20 protein-coding genes are annotated in these 21,326 nt (G+C 41.9%); 14 read left to right on the top strand and 6 right to left on the bottom strand.

Translation table 11 applies throughout. The annotated features are described in order from the left end of the window. Positions 1–191: NAD-dependent epimerase/dehydratase family protein (locus CLV32_RS17880; RefSeq protein ID WP_133558095.1), on the bottom strand; the 191-nt coding region annotated here is incomplete at its 3' end. Positions 192–282: 91 nt separating this feature from the next. On the opposite strand from CLV32_RS17880, the gene trmB reads away from it, so the two are divergent. The 3 genes from trmB to CLV32_RS17895 are packed head-to-tail and all read left to right on the top strand — an operon-like array spanning position 283 to position 1,621. Further along, positions 283–933: a tRNA (guanosine(46)-N7)-methyltransferase TrmB gene (trmB, locus tag CLV32_RS17885; protein WP_133558097.1), complete on the top strand. Its 651-nt coding sequence runs from the start codon at positions 283–285 to the stop codon at positions 931–933. Positions 934–945: 12 nt separating this feature from the next. Then, positions 946–1,278 (top strand): MGMT family protein, encoded by a 333-nt coding sequence (locus CLV32_RS17890; protein ID WP_133558099.1) that lies wholly within the window; start codon positions 946–948, stop codon positions 1,276–1,278. 1 nt (position 1,279) lies between these two features. After that, on the top strand, positions 1,280–1,621 hold the full coding sequence (locus CLV32_RS17895; protein ID WP_133558101.1) for a carboxymuconolactone decarboxylase family protein: 342 nt from the start codon (positions 1,280–1,282) through the stop codon (positions 1,619–1,621). 1 nt (position 1,622) lies between these two features. Here the strand turns inward: CLV32_RS17895 and CLV32_RS17900 are convergent, their stop codons facing one another. Next, a complete protein-coding gene (locus tag CLV32_RS17900) occupies positions 1,623–2,282 on the bottom strand; it encodes a hypothetical protein (protein WP_243732350.1) in 660 nt (219 codons plus the stop codon). 76 nt (positions 2,283–2,358) lie between these two features. Between CLV32_RS17900 and polA the strand changes: the two genes are divergently transcribed. After that, positions 2,359–5,172 (top strand): DNA polymerase I, encoded by a 2,814-nt coding sequence (polA, locus tag CLV32_RS17905; protein ID WP_133558105.1) that lies wholly within the window; start codon positions 2,359–2,361, stop codon positions 5,170–5,172. A gap of 45 nt (positions 5,173–5,217) precedes the next feature. Here polA and CLV32_RS17910 read toward each other — a convergent pair whose 3' ends face one another. The 3 genes from CLV32_RS17910 to namA form a co-directional block, all read right to left on the bottom strand. Next, positions 5,218–5,895, bottom strand: coding sequence for a metal-dependent hydrolase (locus CLV32_RS17910; RefSeq protein ID WP_133558108.1), 678 nt, complete (start codon positions 5,893–5,895; stop codon positions 5,218–5,220). 15 nt (positions 5,896–5,910) lie between these two features. Continuing rightward, complete coding sequence (locus CLV32_RS17915) at positions 5,911–6,216, bottom strand: YbaB/EbfC family nucleoid-associated protein (protein ID WP_133558110.1); 306 nt, start codon at positions 6,214–6,216, stop codon at positions 5,911–5,913. 63 nt (positions 6,217–6,279) lie between these two features. After that, complete coding sequence (namA, locus tag CLV32_RS17920; RefSeq protein ID WP_133558113.1) at positions 6,280–7,350, bottom strand: NADPH dehydrogenase NamA; 1,071 nt, start codon at positions 7,348–7,350, stop codon at positions 6,280–6,282. Between the two features lie 470 nt (positions 7,351–7,820). Here namA and CLV32_RS17925 point away from each other — a divergent pair, with 470 nt between their 5' ends. The 8 genes from CLV32_RS17925 to CLV32_RS17960 are packed head-to-tail and all read left to right on the top strand — an operon-like array spanning position 7,821 to position 15,578. Beyond that, on the top strand, positions 7,821–8,498 hold the full coding sequence (locus CLV32_RS17925; RefSeq protein ID WP_133558115.1) for a Clp protease/crotonase-like domain-containing protein: 678 nt from the start codon (positions 7,821–7,823) through the stop codon (positions 8,496–8,498). A gap of 47 nt (positions 8,499–8,545) precedes the next feature. Then, the gene (locus tag CLV32_RS17930; protein ID WP_133558117.1) at positions 8,546–9,739 is read left to right on the top strand and encodes an argininosuccinate synthase; all 1,194 of its coding nucleotides are present in this window, start codon (positions 8,546–8,548) and stop codon (positions 9,737–9,739) included. Continuing rightward, positions 9,723–10,700 (top strand): N-acetyl-gamma-glutamyl-phosphate reductase, encoded by a 978-nt coding sequence (argC, locus tag CLV32_RS17935; RefSeq protein ID WP_133558119.1) that lies wholly within the window; start codon positions 9,723–9,725, stop codon positions 10,698–10,700. The genes CLV32_RS17930 and argC overlap by 17 nt, the downstream gene beginning before the upstream one ends. Before the next feature lie 46 nt (positions 10,701–10,746). Beyond that, positions 10,747–11,883, top strand: coding sequence for an aspartate aminotransferase family protein (locus tag CLV32_RS17940; protein ID WP_133558121.1), 1,137 nt, complete (start codon positions 10,747–10,749; stop codon positions 11,881–11,883). A gap of 28 nt (positions 11,884–11,911) precedes the next feature. Then, the gene (locus CLV32_RS17945; RefSeq protein ID WP_133558123.1) at positions 11,912–12,877 is read left to right on the top strand and encodes a Rossmann-fold NAD(P)-binding domain-containing protein; all 966 of its coding nucleotides are present in this window, start codon (positions 11,912–11,914) and stop codon (positions 12,875–12,877) included. Between the two features lie 15 nt (positions 12,878–12,892). Further along, the gene (gene argB, locus CLV32_RS17950; RefSeq protein ID WP_133558125.1) at positions 12,893–13,684 is read left to right on the top strand and encodes an acetylglutamate kinase; all 792 of its coding nucleotides are present in this window, start codon (positions 12,893–12,895) and stop codon (positions 13,682–13,684) included. A 2-nt stretch (positions 13,685–13,686) separates the two neighbouring features. Continuing rightward, positions 13,687–14,505, top strand: coding sequence for a pyrroline-5-carboxylate reductase (proC, locus tag CLV32_RS17955; protein ID WP_133558127.1), 819 nt, complete (start codon positions 13,687–13,689; stop codon positions 14,503–14,505). Positions 14,506–14,510: 5 nt separating this feature from the next. Further along, positions 14,511–15,578, top strand: a complete 1,068-nt coding sequence (locus CLV32_RS17960; RefSeq protein ID WP_133558129.1) for a M20 family metallo-hydrolase — start codon at positions 14,511–14,513, stop codon at positions 15,576–15,578. Between the two features lie 61 nt (positions 15,579–15,639). Here the strand turns inward: CLV32_RS17960 and CLV32_RS17965 are convergent, their stop codons facing one another. Beyond that, the gene (locus tag CLV32_RS17965; protein ID WP_133558131.1) at positions 15,640–18,516 is read right to left on the bottom strand and encodes a S9 family peptidase; all 2,877 of its coding nucleotides are present in this window, start codon (positions 18,514–18,516) and stop codon (positions 15,640–15,642) included. A 115-nt stretch (positions 18,517–18,631) separates the two neighbouring features. Here CLV32_RS17965 and argH point away from each other — a divergent pair, with 115 nt between their 5' ends. After that, positions 18,632–20,017, top strand: coding sequence for an argininosuccinate lyase (argH, locus tag CLV32_RS17970; protein WP_262711533.1), 1,386 nt, complete (start codon positions 18,632–18,634; stop codon positions 20,015–20,017). A gap of 23 nt (positions 20,018–20,040) precedes the next feature. Further along, a complete protein-coding gene (locus CLV32_RS17975) occupies positions 20,041–21,294 on the top strand; it encodes a pyridoxal phosphate-dependent aminotransferase (RefSeq protein ID WP_133558135.1) in 1,254 nt (417 codons plus the stop codon). Positions 21,295–21,326: the final 32 nt, after the last annotated feature.

Consider the following 21,326-nt stretch of genomic DNA (forward strand, 5'->3'; position numbering starts at 1 on the left):
GCAGCCAAGAATACATAGTCTGGTTTCTCTGTACCAAAGAATTCAGATACGGCCTGTTGGTTGCGTAAGTCAAGTTCAGCAGAAGTCCTTGTAATGATATTGGTATAACCCTCTTTAACAAGTTTGCGGTAAATTGCAGAGCCAACCATGCCGCGGTGGCCGGCTACATAGATTTTAGAATTCTTTTCCAATGTGCTTGATTTTAACTGGTAATTACGAAATACACCCAAAGATATTTAAAAGACTGATTTAATTGTATTTTTGCAGAAAAAAACTTGAACATTGGGTAAAGATAAAATAAGGAAATTCTCGGAAATCAACGACTTCGGGAATGTTTATCAGTTGGAAGAAGGCGAAGCTTTAAAAGGGAAATGGGGACTTCAACATTTTAAAAATACAAATCCGATTGTGCTGGAGCTGGCATGTGGAAAAGGAGAGTATTCTGTTAATATGGCTAAGCTATTTCCTGAGAAAAACTTTATCGGTATTGATTTGAAAGGCAATCGTTTGTGGCGAGGTGCACGGACAGGTGTTGATGAAGGGATTGCCAATCTTGCGTTTCTAAGAATTCAGATTGAAGATATCGTTGGTTTTTTTGGCCCCGGAGAAGTTGATGAAATATGGATTACATTTCCCGACCCTCAGCCACAGGACAGCCGCGAGAAGAAGCGTCTTACCTTTCCCGGGTTCTTAAATAAATACAGGCAAATTCTTAAGCCAGGTGGAATGATTAACTTGAAGACAGATAACGACGGCTTGTATCAGTATACTGTACAAACGGTGATGGATTTAGGTCTGCCTTGCTTCAAAAGCACGAATCAGCTTTACAAATCAGAATTTGCAAATGAAGTGCTCTGCATTAAAACGCATTATGAGCGGATCTATCTAAAAAACGACAAAAACATTAACTACATTCAGTTTTCGTTGGAGTAATCAATTCAGGCTATGACCGCAACATTTTACGAACAGGTTTATGATATCGTACGTATGATACCAAAAGGACGGGTAAGCTCATATGGAGCTATTGCAAAAAGCCTTGGCGCAGGTGGGTCCGCGCGTATGGTTGGTTATGCTATGAATAATGCAGGTATAGCTATGCCGCGAGTTCCTGCGCACCGGGTAGTAAATAGCAAGGGTTTGCTTACGGGGAAGTACCATTTTTCTCCACCAGAACTTATGGTGCAATTACTGGAAAACGAAGGGTTGGTGATTCTAGATGATCAGATCAAGGATTTTAAAACTGTTTTCTGGGATCCAATGATCGAATTAAATAAATAATATGGGAAAGTTAGTAGAAGAATTTAATGACTATCGTTCAAAAATGAACGACAGAATTATGGAAACGGCCAATACAAATATCAAAAGATTTTTTGCGTTGGATACAACAACCTATGCCGAAGGGGCTCTGGATGTAAAGACTAAAGAAATGTTAGGCCTTGTTGCTTCCATGGTATTGCGTTGTGATGACTGCATCAAGTATCACCTTGAGAAATGTTATGATGAAGGTGTGAACAACGCAGAGATCAATGAAGTCTTTATGATAGCGAACCTAGTAGGGGGTTCCATTGTAATTCCACACTACAGACGTGCTGTAGAATATTGGGACGAACTTAGCCTGTAACTTATTTATGCATAGCATTGTAGGCTTTGACAAAAGCTGCAATGCTTTTTGCGTCAAACTCTGTAGTTCCTTTAATGCGTTCTGCCAGGTCTTCGTCGTTATTTAACTTGATCAAGAGCAGTGACTTAACAGCGGGGGCATCGCTATTCAGAGGGATTTCTGTAATTGGTCCCGTTCCGGGGCGTTCAATAAAATAAACAGCTTTCATCCTGGATCGCGGTCCACCAGAATTGCGGCCTCCCCCAAATGAGATTCCGCCTCCCAGACCGACGCCACCAAATCCACCACTACCCATGCCCAGGCCGACCGAAGGTGTTAATCTGGGACGGTTACTTTGTCTAACTTCTACCTCTTGGCCTTCTCCAATGGCATAAAGGTTAACAGTTCCGAGTTCTATAACCTTAAAAAATCGAGATTCCATTTTTTTCTTAATCAGGATTCTTTTACTAAGGTACGTTTCGCCGTTCCATATAAATTCCTGAACGTCAGAAGCCTTGTATAATACTGGCGTCAGGTCATCTTTCAGAATAGTTACTGTTGCATAATCTGTATTTTTAATTGTTCCTCTGATGTAGTTGCTGCTGTCGATCACAACAGCATCCTGTGCCAGAGCACAGCAGGTAAACAGACTAAAAAATAGGATTATTGCAAGTGATTTCATCGCTTTCATAGTTTAACAAATAACGTAAATTATTGAATATTTGATACAAAACTGCGAACATTAATTAACTTTGACTATGAAAAAATTGTTCCTGCTAGATGGAATGGCGCTTATTTACAGAGCGCATTTTGCTTTAAGTAAAAGTCCGAGATTTACCTCTACGGGTTTGAATACCTCTGCAGTCATGGGCTTTGCTAATACGCTTTTAGAAGTGTTGAGAAAAGAAAACCCCAGTCACATCGCTGTAGTCTTTGATACTGATGCCCCAACAGAGCGTCATACGGATTTTGTGGCGTACAAAGCACATAGACAGGCAATGCCTGAAGATCTTTCCATCGCCCTTCCTTACGTATGTAAACTTATTGAAGGATTTAATATTCCGGTCATCACAAAGGACGGATTTGAGGCTGATGATATCATCGGCACACTGGCTAAAGAAGGTGAGAAAAGAGGCTTCCAGGTGTATTGTATGACGCCGGATAAGGATTTTGCTCAACTGGTATCCGAAAATATCTTTATTTATAAGCCAGCGCGCATGGGTAATGACATGGAAATTCTGGGCGTAAAGGAAGTGCTGACCAAGTGGGAGATAGAAAATGTGGAACAGGTGATCGATATTCTGGGCCTCTGGGGAGATGCGGTTGACAATATTCCAGGAATACCGGGGATTGGTGAAAAAACCGCCAAACTCTTGATTAAACAATATGGATCAGTTGAAAATATCATCGCTCATTCCCACGAGCTTAAAGGAAAACAGCGTGAAAATGTAGAGGCTTTCGCTGAGCAGGGTATGATTTCAAAGAAACTTGCCACAATCATATTGAACGTGCCAGTAGATTTTGATGAGACTGCTTTAGAGCTCACAGCGCCAAATAAAGAATTATTGGAGCCCCTATTTGCGGAGCTGGAATTCAGAACACTCGGCAAACGCGTGTTCGGCGAAGGATTCAATACTGGTGAGTCACGGAATAATATTTCCATGCAAACCGATCTGTTTGGAAACCCTGTAGCCCAGCAGCCAGAACGGGAAAGCAAGATCTTTGTGGCACCTCCGTCATTATTTGAGCAGCCCGCAGCAAAAACCATTGAAGATATTACGCACGACTATCGCTTAATTGATACAGCGGAATTGCGGGCAGACCTCCTTTCTCGTTTATTGGAACAGGAAAGCATTTCTTTTGATACTGAAACAACAGGAACAGATGCTAATCTTGCCGACCTCGTTGGGCTGTCTTTTTGTATTAACGTGAATGAAGGATTCTATATTCCCTTGCCTGCCGACCGGGAGATCACACAACAGATTCTTGATGAGTTTAGGGTAGTCTTGGAGAATGAGAACATAGCCAAAGTGGGCCAAAATATTAAATACGATATCCTGGTCCTAAAGTGGTACGATGTACACATGAAGGGCAAACTTTTTGATACCATGCTCGCACATTATCTAATTGATCCCGATACCAGACACGGGATGGATCTATTGGCGCAAAATTACCTTAACTATAGCCCGATTTCTATCACAACACTGATTGGCGCGAAGGGAAAGAATCAGGGTACAATGCGGGATGTTCCGGTAGAAAAGGTTGTGGATTATGCCGCAGAGGATGCTGATGTTACTTTGCAATTGGCAAATATATTCGGTCCTATGTTAAAAGATTTGAACGCTGAAAAGTTAGCCGACGAAATTGAGAACCCACTAATTTATGTATTAGCGGATATAGAAAAGGAGGGCGTCCGTATAGATATTGAGACCTTAAAAGCCTATTCACTGGAGCTGGAGAAGGATATATCCCGTTTTGAACAAAACGTATTTGATAAATGTGGTGTACAGTTTAATCTGGCTTCCCCAAAACAGCTTGGCGAGGTATTGTTTGATAAGTTACAGCTTGATCCTAAGGCCAAGAAAACGAAAACCGGTCAGTACCAAACGGGGGAAGACGTTCTATTGGCTTTAGCACATAAAAGCGATGTTGTTCAGGATATCCTGGATTTCAGACAACTTCAGAAATTGAAATCTACTTATGTAGATGCATTACCGCTATTGGTTAACCCGAAATCGGGTAGGGTACATACCAGCTACAATCAGGCTGTGGCAGCAACCGGGCGGCTAAGCTCAAATAACCCCAACCTGCAAAATATCCCTATCCGTACAGAGCGCGGAAGAGAAGTACGGAAAGCATTTATAGCTAGAGATGAGCACCATGTGTTACTGTCTGCAGATTATTCTCAGATTGAACTGCGGATAATTGCAGAGATTAGCAAGGAGGAAAATATGCTGGACGCTTTTAACAAGGGTATAGATATTCATACCGCAACTGCTGCAAAAGTGTATGGTGTTACGATTGAAGAAGTCGATTCAACGCAGCGTAGGAATGCAAAGGCTGTTAATTTCGGGATAATTTATGGTCAGTCTGCCTTTGGTTTGTCGCAAAACTTAGGTATTCCACGTAAAGAAGCCGCAGAAATGATTGAGCAGTATTTTGCACAATATCCCGGGATTAAAAGATATATGTCGGACACAATGAATTTTGCCCGAGAAAATGGTTTCGTAGAAACAATAATGGGAAGACGAAGGTATTTGCGGGATATTAACTCAGCAAACCAGACGGTACGTGGATTTGCCGAACGAAATGCGATCAACGCACCTATTCAAGGGTCGGCGGCAGATCTGATTAAAATAGCAATGATCAACATCCATCGGGATATGAAAGAACAGAACCTTCAGTCAAAAATGACTATGCAGGTGCATGATGAGCTTGTCTTTGATGTCTTAAAAACAGAGGTAGAGGCAATGAAAAGCATTATTACGCATCGCATGAAATCAGCTATTCAAACCAATGTCCCTATAGAGATAGAAATTGGTGAAGGTGCTAATTGGTTAGCAGCACACTAAAAATAAAAGGGCCGTAGTAAGTGCAATACTGCGGCCCTTTTGCGATTAAATCGTTATTGTTTCTCCAATGCCAGGAAGCAAAAGTGTTTTGTTTTCTCTTTCAAATTTAGCAAGGGCTTCTTTTCTGTCAATTTCAATCTGCGGGAAAGTGTCGTAATGTACACCAATTACTTTGTCACAATTAATGTATTTTGTTGCCAATAGTGCATCATCAACATCCATTGTATAGTTTCCGCCAATCGGTAAGATTGCGTAGTCTAAACGGTAAAGGTCCGCAAGCAACTTCATATCGTAATTTAATGAAGTATCCCCGGCGAAGTAGATCGTTTTTCCTGCAGTCTCTAATACAAAACCCGCAGGGTTACCACCATAACTCCCATCTGGAAGTGAACTTGAGTGGGTTGCCCAAACCATACGAACTGTTCCGAAATCAAATTTCTGACGTCCGAAATTCATTGGATGAAGATTTGTAACCCCTTGTTTTTCCGCCCATCCTGCAACCTCAACCATTGCGATTACCAGTGCTCCTGTTTGCTTTGCAATAGCTACAAGATCAGCAACATGATCACCATGACCATGACTAACAAGAATATAGTCAGCTTCAATGGCAGTAATATCTATATGTTTTGCCAATGGATTTGGCGTGATGAAAGGATCAAAAAGAAACTTTTTCCCATCTGCTTCAAGTAGAAAGCAAGATTGGCCATAATAAGTATATTTCATATGTTAAATTTTGTGTTAAGCACCAAACATTCCGCCTAGTCCGCCCAGCATATCTTGTGTTGCTGCCTGCATTTCGTGCGCGTTTATTTTTTCTGCCTGATCTAAAGCCTTATTTACAGCGGTAAGTAGTAACTCTTCAATTTCTTCTTTATCAGCCTGCTTGTAAAAATCAGCATCAATCTCTATTGCTGTAATTGCCTTATTAGCTGTTGCAGTAACGCGGATAGCACCACCCTCAACCTCTCCGAATACAGATACTGTATCCATTCTTTTTTTAATCTCTTCGGCCTTTTGTTGTGCCGCTATTAGTTTGTCAAACATAATTGTGTTTTTTATGATGAAACGAAATTACAGAATTACTTTCTGTATCTTTTTATAGTGCTATTATCTCGGTTTTGCACGCTCGTATTGCACCGGCCATTTTAGATCTGTCTCCAGTTCTGCTGCTGCATGTAATGGGAAGTAGGGATCGCGAAGAAATTCACGTGCCAGAAAGATCAAATCTGCCTGCCCTGCTTTCAAGATTTCCTCAGACTGTACGGCATCTGTGATCAGTCCAACAGCACCAGTAAACATATCGGTCTCCTTTTTTATGGACGCTGCAAAACTCACCTGATAACCCGGTGATAGCGGTATTTGCTGCTCCAGGGAGAGACCGCCAGATGAGGTGTCGATCAGGTCTACGCCGTTGTCTTTTAGTATTGCCGACAGCTTTATAGATTCTTCTTCTGACCAACCTCCCGGAACCCAGTCGGTCGCAGAAATACGCACAAACAACGGATTTTCTGAAGGCCACACTTCTTGTACTGATGCGATAACCTCGAGCAAGAAACGAATCCTGTTTTCAAAACTGCCACCATATTCATCGGTTCGTTTATTGCTTAGTGGTGAAAGGAATTGGTGGATCAGGTAACCGTGTGCTGCATGTAACTCTATGATTTTGAAGCCTGCTTCGATCGAACGTTTTGCTGCGGATCGGAAATCTAACTTCACCTGATCAATTCCTGTTAAACTCAAAGCTTGAGGAATTGTATCTTCAGCGTTGAATGGCACTGCGCTCGGCGCCACAGTCTGCCAGCCCCCGGCGCCAGGTTTTAATTGTTCAGTAACTCTGGTCCACGGAGCTTGAAAACTGGCCTTTCTGCCCGCGTGCGCGAGCTGAATTCCAGCCACAGATCCGTGATCGTGTATAAAGTCTGTAATGCGTTTGAGCATATGTACATGGTCGTCATTCCAAATGCCAAGATCACCCGGAGAGATCCGTCCTTCAGGCGAGACACTCGCTGCCTCTGAGATGATTAGCCCTGCACCACCAATGGCACGACTGCCGAGATGGACAAGGTGCCAATCAGATGCAAATCCATCAACTGATGAATATTGGCACATTGGGGAAACAGCGATTCTATTTTTAAAACGTATATTTTTAATTGTAAGTGGAGAAAAAAGTAAAGACATGTCTTAGTGTTTTACGCAAAGTAACAACACTTAAATGGATTTGTTTATTGTCCAATGTAATACGAGCTTCATTTTATTGTTACTTTTTTGAGGTAAAAATTCAATATTTACAGGCAAATAATTGGCTCGATTCGCGTGTAAAGAAAACTGTCTTAAATGTAAAAAAATTAAAAACGTATTGCACAACTCGAATTTTATTTAAACCTTTGCGCCTCAACTAATTTAAAACAGTATTGTATACAGAAAATGAACAAACAAAACACATATAAACTTTCTATTCCTGAGGCTGCTTTTTTTGCTTCTAAAGGTTTGTTTATCGCGCGTTTGTGTCCCGTTTTTTTTGTAGTTACAAGCCGGCAAAATTACACACCACGTATTTGAGTTAATCCTAAACTCAATGTAAAGAGGAATTAATTCACCTCTTAAAATCCAATTAATCAGATTACTTATTTTTTTTCGTTATCATATTAATGAATATAAACGATTTTATAGTGCAGGTTGCACTTCCTGAACATCGTGTCTTTGCAGAAGAAATCTGCGAAGAAATGGCCGAGTCTGCTAAAGCCCGCGGTACGGGAATAGCGAAGCGCTCGCCAGAGTATGTTGCAGGTAAAATGATCGACGGTAAAGCAGTTATCGCTTTCCACCATGATGGTAGCTGGGCAGGCTTCTGCTATATTGAGACCTGGAGCCATGGACAGTTTGTTGCGAACTCCGGACTTATCGTAAGCCCAAAATTTAGAAAAGCCGGGTTAGCTCATGCCATCAAGGAAAAAATCTTCGAACTGTCCAGGATGAAGTATCCCAAAGCAAAAATCTTTGGATTGACTACCGGATTGGCTGTGATGAAAATCAACTCTGATTTGGGTTATGAACCTGTTACTTATTCTGAGCTTACCCAGGATGAAGACTTTTGGAAAGGCTGTCAAAGTTGCGTGAACTTCGAGATTTTAAAGATGAAGGAACGCAAAAACTGTATGTGCACGGCTATGTTATACGACCCTGCTACTCAGAAACACGATGTAGCCAAAAAGTTTGCTGAGGAACTGCAAAAAAAGCCGAAGCTTTATGAGCGCTTTATGCAGATCAAGCAAAAAATGATCATCAAAAAGAAACCCCTGATATTATTTTCCCTTTTATTTAAATAGCCCTTACCATAGATCCCTGCGCTGGGATCTGTTAAACACCAGATTATATGAAGAAGAAAGTCGTTTTAGCTTTTAGCGGAGGTTTAGATACCTCATTTTGCTGCATCTATCTCTCACAAGACCGTGATTTGGAAGTGCATTCCGTAATTGTCAATACCGGAGGATTCTCTGAAGAAGAATTGGCGGAAATTGAAAAGCGTGCTTACGCACTTGGTGTAGCTTCACATGCGGTAGTAGATGAGACAAAAAATTATTATGAAGGATGTATCAAATACCTTGTCTATGGGAATGTGTTGAAAAATGCAACATATCCACTTTCTGTGAGCGCAGAGCGTGTTAGTCAGGCTACAGCGATAGCGAATTATGTAAAGAAAATTGGTGCTGATTATGTTGCCCATGGAAGTACCGGCGCAGGTAACGACCAGGTTAGGTTTGATATGATTTTTAACATCATCATTCCCGAGGTAGAAATTATCACGCCAATCAGAGATCTTAAATTATCCCGCGAAGCGGAGATTAAATATTTAAATGAGCATGGTGTTGAGTACAGTGCAGAGAAAGCAAGATACTCAATTAATAAAGGTTTGTGGGGAACTTCTGTAGGCGGAAAAGAAACTCTAACATCAAATGAAGCACTCCCGGAAGAAGCATGGCCAACACAGGTTTCTGAATCTGAACCACGCCGTATAGAGCTAACTTTTACCAAAGGGGAGCTTACGGGTATCGACGGAGAAAATCTTGCTCCGGTACAGGCCATCCAGAAATTGCAGGCGATCGCACAGCCTTATGGAATAGGCAGAGATATCCATGTAGGTGATACGATCATTGGAATTAAAGGTCGCGTTGGTTTTGAGGCTGCAGCACCGATCATCATCATCAAAGCACATCATACACTTGAGAAACATACGTTAACCAAATGGCAATTGTCATGGAAAGAGCAACTTGCATCTTTCTATGGTAACTGGTTGCACGAGGGTCAATTCCATGATCCGATTATGCGTAATATCGAAGCTTTCTTACAGGATACGCAGCACATGGTTAGTGGAAAAGTATTTGTTCAACTTTTGCCTTACCGTTTCCAGATCATCGGAATCGAATCTGAACATGATCTGATGAGCAATAAATTTGGTAGCTACGGAGAGATGAACAATACCTGGAATGGAGATGACGTAAAAGGCTTCTCTAAAATATTTGGGAATCAGGTTATGATCTGGCATAAAGTGAATGGTGAAAATGATTAAGGCTGGTATTGTCGGTGGGGCAGGATATACAGGGGGAGAAATGCTCCGTCTCCTGATTAATCATCCAGAAGTTGAAATTTCCTTTGTGCACAGTAACAGTAACGAGGGCAATCTGATCTCTGATATTCATACAGATCTTTTTGGTGATACTAACCTGCGTTTCACAGGTACGCTGTCACAAGATATTGATGTGTTGTTCCTCTGTGTGGGACATGGCGATGCCAAGAAATTTCTGGATGCTAATCCTTTCGAAAGCCGCATCAAAATCATAGACTTGAGCCAGGACTTTCGTCTTAAGTCTGCGGCAAATGATAAATGGGTGTATGGACTTCCTGAGTTGAACTGTGAAAAATTGAAAACTGCAAGCTATGTAGCTAATCCTGGTTGTTTTGCAACATGTATCCAATTGGGATTACTTCCGCTGGCAGCAAAGGGATTGATCACTTCAGAAGTTCACATCAATGCAACAACAGGATCAACCGGAGCCGGACAAGGCTTAAGCACCACTTCACACTTCAGCTGGCGTAACAATAACATGAGCGTGTATAAAGCCTTCGAACATCAGCACCTCAATGAGATTGGCGAAAGTTTGCTGCAGCTGGATGCTACGCTGAAAGTACCAATCAGTTTTATCCCGCAACGCGGCGATTTTACCAGGGGTATTCTTGCAGCAATGTATCTGGAAACAGAGCTGAGTGAGGAAGAGGCTTACTCATTGTATGAAACCTATTATGCTGATGCAGCATTTACGCATGTAAGCAAAAAAAATATAGATCTTAAACAGGTTGTAAATACCAATAAGTGCCTGGTGCATCTAGAGAAACACGGTAATAAACTGTTCATAGTAGGTATAATTGATAATTTGTTAAAGGGTGCCAGCGGACAGGCAGTTCAGAATATGAACCTGATGTTTGGACTTGGAGAACGGCAGGGGCTGCGGCTAAAGGCAGCAGCTTTTTAAACACGTTCTCACTCATCAATTTATTCACTGTATTAAACTAAAAAAAATGAACTTATTTGAGGTATATCCACTAAATGATATTGAAATTGTTAAAGCTTTAGGTAGCACGGTATGGGATGCAAAAGGACAGGAATATCTGGACCTTTATGGCGGCCATGCTGTAATTTCTATCGGCCATACACACCCACATTATGTAAAACGCTTAACAGATCAGCTGAACAAAGTAGGTTTTTACTCTAACTCTGTTAAGATTGCACTGCAGGTAGAACTTGCAGAAAAATTAGGGAAAGTTTCTGGCAAAGAAGACTATCAGTTATTTCTTTGCAATTCTGGTGCAGAAGCAAACGAAAATGCACTTAAACTTGCTTCATTTTATAACAATAGAAAAAAAGTAATTGCTTTTAAAGGAGCATTTCACGGCAGGACATCCCTCGCTGTGTCGGCAACTGATAACCCTAAAATTATCGCTCCGGTTAACCAAACTGATAATGTGATATTCTTACCTCATAACGATGTCGAAGCGCTTGAAAAAGCTTTTGCTGATTTCGGTGAGGAAATTTCGTCAGTTATTATTGAAGGTATTCAGGGCGTTGGTGGAATCAGGGAAGCCAGCGTAGATTTTCTTAAGGCCATTCGCAAACTTTGTGATCAATATAATGCTGTTTATATCGCAGATAGTGTGCAATGTGGTTATGGACGTACAGGGATTTTTTATTCGCATGATTATGCCGGTGTAGAAGCCGATGTGTATACCATGGCAAAAGGAATGGGTAATGGTTTTCCTGTTGCAGGAATAGCTATTGCGCCTAAATTTAAGCCATGGCATTATATGCTGGGAACCACCTTTGGTGGTAATCACCTGGCCTGTGCTGCAGCATTAGCTGTATTGGAAATTATGGAGCAAGACGATTTAATGGGCAATGCAACGGCTGTTGGTAGCTATCTGATTGAACAACTTAAAGGTTTCGATGCTGTCAAAGAAGTGCGCGGTCGCGGACTGATGATCGGTATAGACTTGCCGGAGGAGTTAAGTCACGTTAAGAAAAACCTGTTGTTTACACAGCATATTTTTACTGGTGAGGCTAAGCCTAATGTAATTAGACTGCTCCCTGCATTAAACCTTTCTCAGGCTCATGCAGATCATTTCCTGGAAAAATTCACCCTGGCTTTAAAAGAAAACTAGCTTTTCGATTACTTATAAGATTAGATACATGAAACAGTTCACAAGTGTTAATGATGTAGACAACATCGATCAACTTGTTCAGGATGCCCTGGCACTTAAAGCGAATCCTTACGGTTCGAACGATCTTGGAAAAAATAAGACCCTTGGTCTTGTTTTTTTAAACCCAAGCTTAAGAACGCGATTGAGTACACAGAAAGCCGCAATTAACCTGGGCATGACCGTTATGGTGATGAACATGGATAAAGAAGGGTGGGCCCTGGAAACCCAGGACGGTGTGGTAATGAATGGTACCACCGTAGAGCATATCAAAGAAGCTGCTGCTGTAATGGGGCAGTATTGTGACATCCTCGGACTACGTTCTTTTCCTAAGCTGGTTAATAGGGACGAAGATTACAATGAGGACTTTTTCAATAAGTTTGTTAAATATTGTGGCGTTCCTGTTGTAAGCTTGGAAAGTGCTACCCGCCATCCACTTCAAAGTCTGGCCGATTTGGTAACGATCAAAGAAACCTGGAAGGGTACTGGAAAACCTAAAGTGGTACTGGCTTGGGCGCCGCATGTAAAAGCGTTGCCTCAGGCAGTACCTAACTCATTTTCGGAATGGATGTGTAAGGCTCAGGATGAACAATGGCTGGACTTCACTATTGTACAGCCTGAAGGCTATGAGCTTAGCGAAGACTTCACGCCAGGAGCACAAATAAAGTATAACCTTGAAGAAGCACTTGAAGGTGCAGATTATATTTATGTTAAAAACTGGTCCAGCTTTAAAGAGTACGGCAAAGTACTTACCTATCCGGACGGATGGATGATGAATAATGAAAAGCTGAAGTTGACTAACGATGCCAAGGTAATGCATTGCCTTCCCGTACGTAGGGACCTGGAATTATCGTCAGAAATTCTGGACGGTCCCAATTCATTGGTAATCCATGAAGCGGGAAATCGCCTATGGGCAGCACAGGCAGTTTTGAAAGACCTCTTACAAAACCTATCTTAGGGTTTTTAAACCAGCATGGAGAAAGAGACCCTCACTATTGTTAAAATTGGTGGAAACGTAATTGACGATTCTGAAAAGCTACACTACTTTTTAGAAGATTTCAGCAAGCTTAAGGGTGCAAAAATACTGGTTCATGGCGGCGGAAAGATTGCAACGGAAATGGGTATATCACTTGGTATAGAGCCTAAGATGGTAGACGGGCGGCGGATTACCGACATACAGACGCTGCGTATTGTGACGATGGCCTATGCCGGTCTGATCAATAAGAATGTAGTGGCACAACTACAGGCGAAAAATTGCAATGCAATTGGATTAAGTGGAGCAGACGGGAATACCATCCGCGCAGTAAAACGGCCTGTAAAAACAATAGATTACGGTTTCGTGGGTGATCTTAGTGAAACTTCTATTGCTGTAGATACCATCAACGGCTTGCTGAATATAGGTCTTGTTCCTGTGTTTTGTGCAATTACCCACGATGGCGATACGCAACTACTCAATACCAATGCAGATACTATTGCCTCAGCTATTGCGGTGGCCATGTCTGCCGCGTATACAACTACGTTGGTCTATTGCTTCGAGAAAAAAGGAGTACTTCGCGATGTTGAAGATGATAACTCTGTTGTTTCAGAGATTCGCATGGGTCAGTTTGAACAACTTAAAGAAGAGGGTGTAGTGTCTGGAGGAATGATTCCAAAGCTGCATAATGCCTTCGAAGCTATCCGCTCCGGCGTTTCGGCGGTATATATAGGGCAGGCGGAAGAATTGCTCCGCGAAGGGCAACAATCAGGAACACGTCTAATTAAATAAACATGGAACGCTTTAAAGGGAAGATTGCTATACTCGGCAGTGGAAATATCGGAACCTCACTTGCAAAAGGACTTGCTAAAGCTGGTTATGCAATGCCAGATCAGATCAGTCTGACCAGACGCAAACTCAGCGGATTACAGGCTTTTGCTGATCAGGGATTTGTTACCAGCAGTGATAATGCTGCGGTCGTTACTGCCGCAGATATTGTGGTACTGGCGGTATTGCCCCAGCAACTGAATCAGTTACTGGATGAAATCAAAAACTCCGTTGACATACAAAAACACCTTTTTATATCCGTGGCCTCCGGAGTGAGCTGTGCAGATATACGCAATCAACTTGGTGCAGATGTACAGGTTGTTCGTGCAATGCCAAATACCGCAATTGCTATCGGACAATCAATGACCTGTGTAGCTTCAGGCCTGGCTGAACAAGAGAACGTCGCAGAAGTGGTACGTATGTTTGAAACAGTTGGTGCCGTAGTGAAAATAAACGAAGACCTGATGACCTCTGCAACGGCACTGTGTGCTTGTGGAATAGCATTCTTTTTGCGCGCTATCAGAGCTGCCTCTCAAGGTGGTGTAGAGATTGGATTCCATGCTGATGATGCCTTAAAAATGGCTGTACAAACAGCAAAAGGTGCGGCCGACCTGCTTTTACAAATGGGCTCTCATCCCGAGCAAGAAATTGATAAGGTGACATCTCCAAAAGGGTGTACCATTGCCGGACTCAACGAAATGGAACATAATGGATTTAGTTCCTCCCTCATCAAAGGGATCAAACTTTCTGCTACAAAAGCAGGAGAGTTATATACAAAAGGATAAAATTTATGATAGAAAAGCTGCAGAACGATAGTTTAGCATTGTTAAAAAAATTAATCTCTATTTCCTCCTTCAGTAAGGAAGAGGATAAGACCGCGGATGTCATAGAGCAATTTTTGCAGGAAAGACAAATAAAAACACACCGTAAACTCAATAATATCTGGGCTTACAACTTACACTTTGATCCAAAAAAACCAACTGTACTCTTAAACTCTCATCACGATACCGTAAAACCAAATTCCGGATATACCCGCGATCCTTATGATGCGGCGGTGGAAGAAGGAAAGCTATATGGATTGGGGAGCAACGACGCAGGGGGCTGTCTGGTATCACTTATTGCTACTTTTCTTTATTTTTATGCCCAGCAAGATCTGAGCTACAATATTTGCCTGGCAACCACAGCCGAGGAAGAGATTTCTGGAAACGACGGATTGGAATGTGTGCTTCCCGATCTTGGAGAACTTGATTTTGCTATTGTTGGTGAACCAACACAAATGAACCTCGCTATTGCTGAAAGAGGCCTCCTGGTGCTTGATTGCACGGTGCATGGTAAAGCAGGGCATGCTGCGAGAGAAGAAGGCGATAACGCCATTTATAAGGCTTTAACAGATATCGAATGGTTTAGAAACTACAGGTTTTCTAAAGTATCCGAGGTGTTCGGGCCCTTGAAGATGTCGGTCACCATTATCAATGCAGGCTCGCAACATAATGTAGTTCCGGCAACCTGTACATTTACAGTAGACGTGCGCGTTACAGATGCCTATACCAATGAAGAAGTTTTAAAAATAATCAGAACAAATGTAGGTTGTGATGTTAAGCCACGCTCTATCCGGCTTAAACCATCTTCCATCGATAAGGGACATCCAATTGTACAGTCGGGACTTGCGCTTGGAAGAACAACCTATGGCTCACCTACAACATCCGATCAGGCATTACTCAGCATCTCTTCAGTAAAGCTCGGTCCAGGTGATTCTGGACGATCGCACATGGCAGATGAATATATTTTCACCGAAGAAATAAATGAAGGTATACTACTGTATATCGAAATGCTTAAACCTGTAATCAACGGGAAGTAAATAAAAATGCCCCCATAAAGTATCTCACTTTTGGGGGCATTTCAACACTCGGGTCTTGTTATTAATAGTCTCCTGGATCAAATGCCCTGCTTTCCAGATGTTTTTCCATATCTAACCTATTGACGCCTTTTGCCCACCAATCTGGCGCAGGTTTGTCTTTTAATTGATAGTCAAAATATTCCATCATCCGTACCGCATAATCTTTTCTGTTTGGAAGCTTCGCTATGCCATGATTTTCGCCACGATACGTAATCATCACCACAGGTTTATTTAGTCTCCTCAAACCATTATAGTATTCAATACCTTGGGTGTAATCGACCGCACCATCTTTGTCATTGTGTAACAACAGCAGAGGAGTCTGTACATTCTTGATGTGATAAATCGGGGAGTTTCTTGTAAAAGCATCCCAGTTATCCCAGTAACCTGGAGTTAGTCTGCCTTGGCTCGCTTCGAAAATTGCCTGATTGGTGCCACCGCTATTCCAATAAATCAGACTATACATACTTACCATGTCGGTTAATGGTGCACCCGCTGCGGCGGCTTTGAAGATATTTGTTTGTGTAATCAGGAATGAAGTCTGGTATCCACCCCAGGAGTGGCCATGAATTGCTACCTTTTTCTCATCAACGATTCCTGTTGCTATTGCCGCTTTTACAGCTGGGACAACACAAGCTACTGCCGACATGCCTGGATCATTTAACTTATACTTGATATCAGGCATTAATACAGCATAACCATTACTGGTGTATAATGCTTTGTTAAAACCACCACCAGGAAATGCAGGGGTTGTGTATGCATTTAAATTGTCTGTTAAACGCTCATAGATGTATGTGATCGTCGGATAACTTTTGCCGGGGACATAGTTCGCCGGCAAGTACAGCGCTGCCTGCAGAGAATCACCATTTGCGCTTAAATATTTAATCAGCTTAACACCGGAAGACCAGGCATATTTGCCTTGATCAGGCGCGTTTTTAGTGAGTTGCTGCGGGGCAGAAAGATTGGCTGCACTGCTTACATAGTACTCTGGTGCGGTCTGATTATCCTCACGCGTATAAACAAATGTACCAGCATCCTTCGCTTTTGTAAAACCGCCATAAGCATGGTCATCCATAAATAAAATACGGATATCGTTTTTTCCCTTTTCAAGGATACCTAATCCTGCTTTTTTAGTTTCCGCATTAAATACGCCGAAATATTGATCTTTAGTCAGGTCTGTGCCCTTTTCATCTTCATAGATTCTAAAGCGATTCTGTACCATCTGCCTGGATTTTTTCCAGTTACCAGAAAGTGGTGTCACGTTTTTTCCATCTGCGCTGATCTTCCATAAATCATAATTGTCTTTAATCAGCACAAATTTGGAATCAGCAGACCAGCCCAGACTAGGGGTAGCTGGTTTCATTACATTATGGTCGTCAAGCTCATCAATGAAAGATGATTTGATTTTTCCTGTCAGGTTATATTGTGATCCCGTTTCCAAATCCATACTGTAGTAAGCGCCGTCATCGTAAAAACTAGCCCATTTACCATTCGGTGCCAGACTTAGTCCGCCGCGACCTGTTGAGTACATTTTGTCAAAGATTTTTTTCTTTACTCCTGTAGCCAGATTGATCAGGTAAACATCGGTATAACTCTGGCCATCCAGGTTAGACATGAGCTCATAGTTTGAATTGTCATATCCTATAGCGTAGATGCCTTTGGGCGCAATACTCACATTTCTCATGTTGGAGTCAGCCAACTGTACAAAACGCTGATCAGCGACTCTGTAGGCACTCAGGAAGCTGTAGTTCTTGTCACGCATCTCTTGTGTTTGCTGTGCCGACTGCAGTCTTTTGTCTTTCCAGTTCCAGATAATCATGTCTGGTTTTTCAATATCAGCTTTAGCTATAGCCTTTGGATCCGCTTTAGCTTTGCTTGCTGTATCAGCTGCAGCTGATTTGGATTTTAATGTGCTGTCTTTTTTCAGATCAGCTGTTTTTGCATCCTTTTTGTCTAACGTATTGATGCCGAAAAACAAGGTAGCCTGATCGTCAGACCAGTAGGGGTTAGTATTGGCGTTGATGCCCATTCCTTTAGGAAATCCTGTTTTATCCAGGCCAGAAAATAGCACTTTATTGCTGTTTTCACCTGCAATTTTGTTTATCCCAATCACAGTATAAACATCATCCTTGTAGGCATCATTTTTATTTGACTTTATTAAGGCGAAAGCATCACCGTTCTCGTTCCAGTTCAGGTTCTTGTAAACCGATTTATCATTGTCTAATGCAGTGATAAGACCTGTTTTCATATCCCTCAGGAATACCCCATTTCCATTTTGTCCATTAGCATCAACGGTATAAGCCAACTGGCTGCCCGATTTGTTGAATGTGTATTCTGAAACACTCCCAAGATTAAAGCTTTTCTTGGTGTTGAGGTTATATATCAGGAGGTCGGTTCCTTTTGCTGCGTCTTTATCTTTAGGTGCATTCTCTGCTGCCGCGAATTGTATTGCCAGCCATTCAGGAGCATCAGCAGAAAAGCTAAAACTCTTTACCCGTTCAAAAGTAGTCTTTACATTGGCTGGTAGCGAAACAAGCATCAGCTTGTCATAGGTGGGCTTCATTGTCTTTTTGGCAGCCTTCACCTCTGCATCCTTGGCCGAAACCTTGAAAGCGACAAATTTAGAATCTTTTGAAAAGGCAATAGGATTCGTGGTTGCCCCAATAGGGAAGACTAACTTCGTTATATCAGTGGTTTTTCTGATGATTACTTGCAAATCGCCTTCTGTAGGACCTGTAGTCCATGCCATCCATTGCCCTCCGGGCGATAATACATTGCTTCCTGGCCTGATAAAGTTCCATTTGGAAACTTCCTTCCAGCTTAAAGCTGGTTTTTGCTGAGCTTCTACCCGAATGGCCATCGGAACCAGCAAAAACAGAAGTAAAATCCTGATTTTGTTCATGTTGTTTAAGTTATTTGGCTAAAATATTATTTTAGATTTAGAATTTCTATATCTCAATACATTTACTGCACTAATGTTGCATTTTCCGATCTGATAACAATACGCCGCTCTTATTATTTATTGCTATTTTTGCGGCAGATTAAATTTAGAAGGAAAGCAAGACAACCACATGAAGATCTGGCAAAAGAATACTGACGTTAACAAAGGAATCGAAACTTTTACCGTAGGGAGAGACCGTGAATTGGATATGCATATGGCGGCATTTGATGTGCTCGGCTCACTGGCACATACTGAAATGCTTGAAAGCATCGGGTTGCTTACCGCAGATGAGCTTGCACAGGTAAAGCAAGGCCTTAAACAGATTTATCAGGAAATTGCAGCTGGTGATTTTATCATCGCCGATGAAGTGGAAGATGTACATTCACAGGTAGAGTGGTTGCTGACCCAAAGAATCGGAGAAGCAGGTAAAAAGATCCACAGTGGCCGCTCCAGAAATGACCAGGTGCTGGTAGACTTGAAATTGTTTTTCAGACACAGCATCGAGGGCATGGTGAAAAATACTGAGCACCTCTTTGATCAGTTGATTGAATTGAGCGAAACGCATAAAAATAAATTAATGCCGGGTTATACGCATCTTCAGATTGCCATGCCGTCATCATTTGGTTTATGGTTTGGCGCCTATGCCGAAAGCCTTGCTGATGATATGGAAATGATGCTTGCCGCCTGGAAAATCTGCAATAAAAATCCTTTAGGTTCTGCAGCAGGTTATGGTTCTTCATTTCCATTAAATAGAACTATGACGACTGAACTGCTCGGTTTCGATAACCTGAACTTTAATGTGGTTTATGCACAGATGGGAAGAGGTAAAACAGAGCGTATTTTAGCGCAAGCAATGTCTTCTATTGCCGCTACTCTGGCAAAAATGGCGATGGATGTTTGTTTATTTATCAACCAGAACTTTGGCTTTATCAGTTTCCCTGATGAATTAACCACAGGTTCCAGCATCATGCCACATAAAAAAAATCCTGATGTATTTGAACTGATCAGATCACGGTGCAATAAAATTCAGGCTTTGCCCAATGAAATAGCAATGATGACTACCAACTTGCCATCCGGCTACCACAGGGACCTTCAATTGCTCAAAGAAAGCCTGTTCCCAGCAATAGACTCATTAAATGAGTGTCTGGAGATGACCGCTTTCATGTTAGAAAATATCAGCATCAAGGATAATATCCTCGAAGATAAAAAATATAGTTACCTATTCAGCGTAGAAGTAGTAAACGATCTGGCACTGAGTGGTGTTCCATTCCGTGAGGCATATAAGATTGTCGGAACACAGATTGAAGACGGCACTTTCGCACCTGGTGCGACGGTGAAACATACCCATGAGGGAAGCATCGGTAACTTATGCAATCCTCAGATTGGCATGATGATGAAAAGCATTGTTGACCAGTTTAACTTTGAAAAAGTACACACAGCCATCCAGCAGTTGTTGGCGTAATATAAACCTTAAATCTATAGACAATGAATGTATCAGTATTGGCAAATGCACTTATCGGATCAGAAATCATTAAAATCGGTAACGAGGTTAATGAGATGAAACGTAAAGGAGCAAAGATTGCAAATCTGACGATTGGTGATTTCGATCCGTCGATTTTCCCTATTCCTGAAGCCTTGAAGCAAGAGATTATTGCTGCTTATAATGATCATCAAACCAATTACCCACCCGCAGATGGAATTCTTCCATTACGCGAAACAGTTGCTGGTGTATTGAAAGATAGATATGACCTTGATTATGCCACGTCAGACATTTTAATTGCAGGAGGTTCCAGACCGTTAATCTATGCAACTTACCTTGCCTTGGTTGATCCAGGAGATAAAGTCATTTACCCTGCACCATCATGGAATAATAACCATTATTGCACATTATCATCTGCGCAGGGCATTGCTGTCGAAACAACGGTAGAAAACAATTTTATGCCTACGGCAGCACAGTTGAAGCCGCATTTTAAAGGGGCAACGTTATTGGCATTATGCTCGCCTTTAAATCCGACAGGAACAATGTTCACGAAAGAACAACTGGAAGAGATTTGCGATGCGGTGATTGAAGAAAACAATTCAAGGTCAGCGGATGAAAAGCCACTATATATCATGTACGATCAGATCTATTCGCTGCTGACTTTCGGAAAGGAACACTTTAACCCGGTGAGTTTGCGTCCTGAATTAAAAGATGTCACGATCTATATCGATGGGATTTCTAAGTGCCTTGCTTCAACAGGAGTAAGGGTAGGTTGGGGCTTCGGACCTGAACTTATTGTGAGTAAAATGAAGGCCTTATTAGGACATATTGGAGCCTGGGCGCCAAAAGCGGAGCAGGTAGCTGTGGCCAAATACTTTAAAGACAGTACGCAGGTAGACCAGTTTCTGGGCGAGTTTAAACACCAGGTTCAGGAAAGCCTCGATGCTTTATATGATGGATTTCAATCCTTAAAAAGTAAAGGGTTTAATGTTGATGCGGTAGTTCCTATGGGTGCAATTTACCTCACCCTGGAGATCGACTACATTGGTAAAACGACACCAGATGGCACGGCTTTGAAAAATAGTGCAGATGTTAACTTTTACCTAATTCAGGAAGCACAAGTTGCTCTGGTTCCTTTTTCAGCATTTGGTAATGAAGATAGTATGCCTTGGTTTAGAGCCTCTGTTGGGGGGTGCTCTTTATCAGATATACAAGACATGATTCCAAGGATTGAAAAGGCACTTAGCCAGTTAAAATAGAAGAAATAAAAAAGGCGTCCTGTTTGGAACGC

This window comes from Pedobacter duraquae, assembly GCF_004362245.1.
GTDB classification, from domain to species: Bacteria; Bacteroidota; Bacteroidia; order Sphingobacteriales; family Sphingobacteriaceae; genus Pedobacter; species Pedobacter duraquae.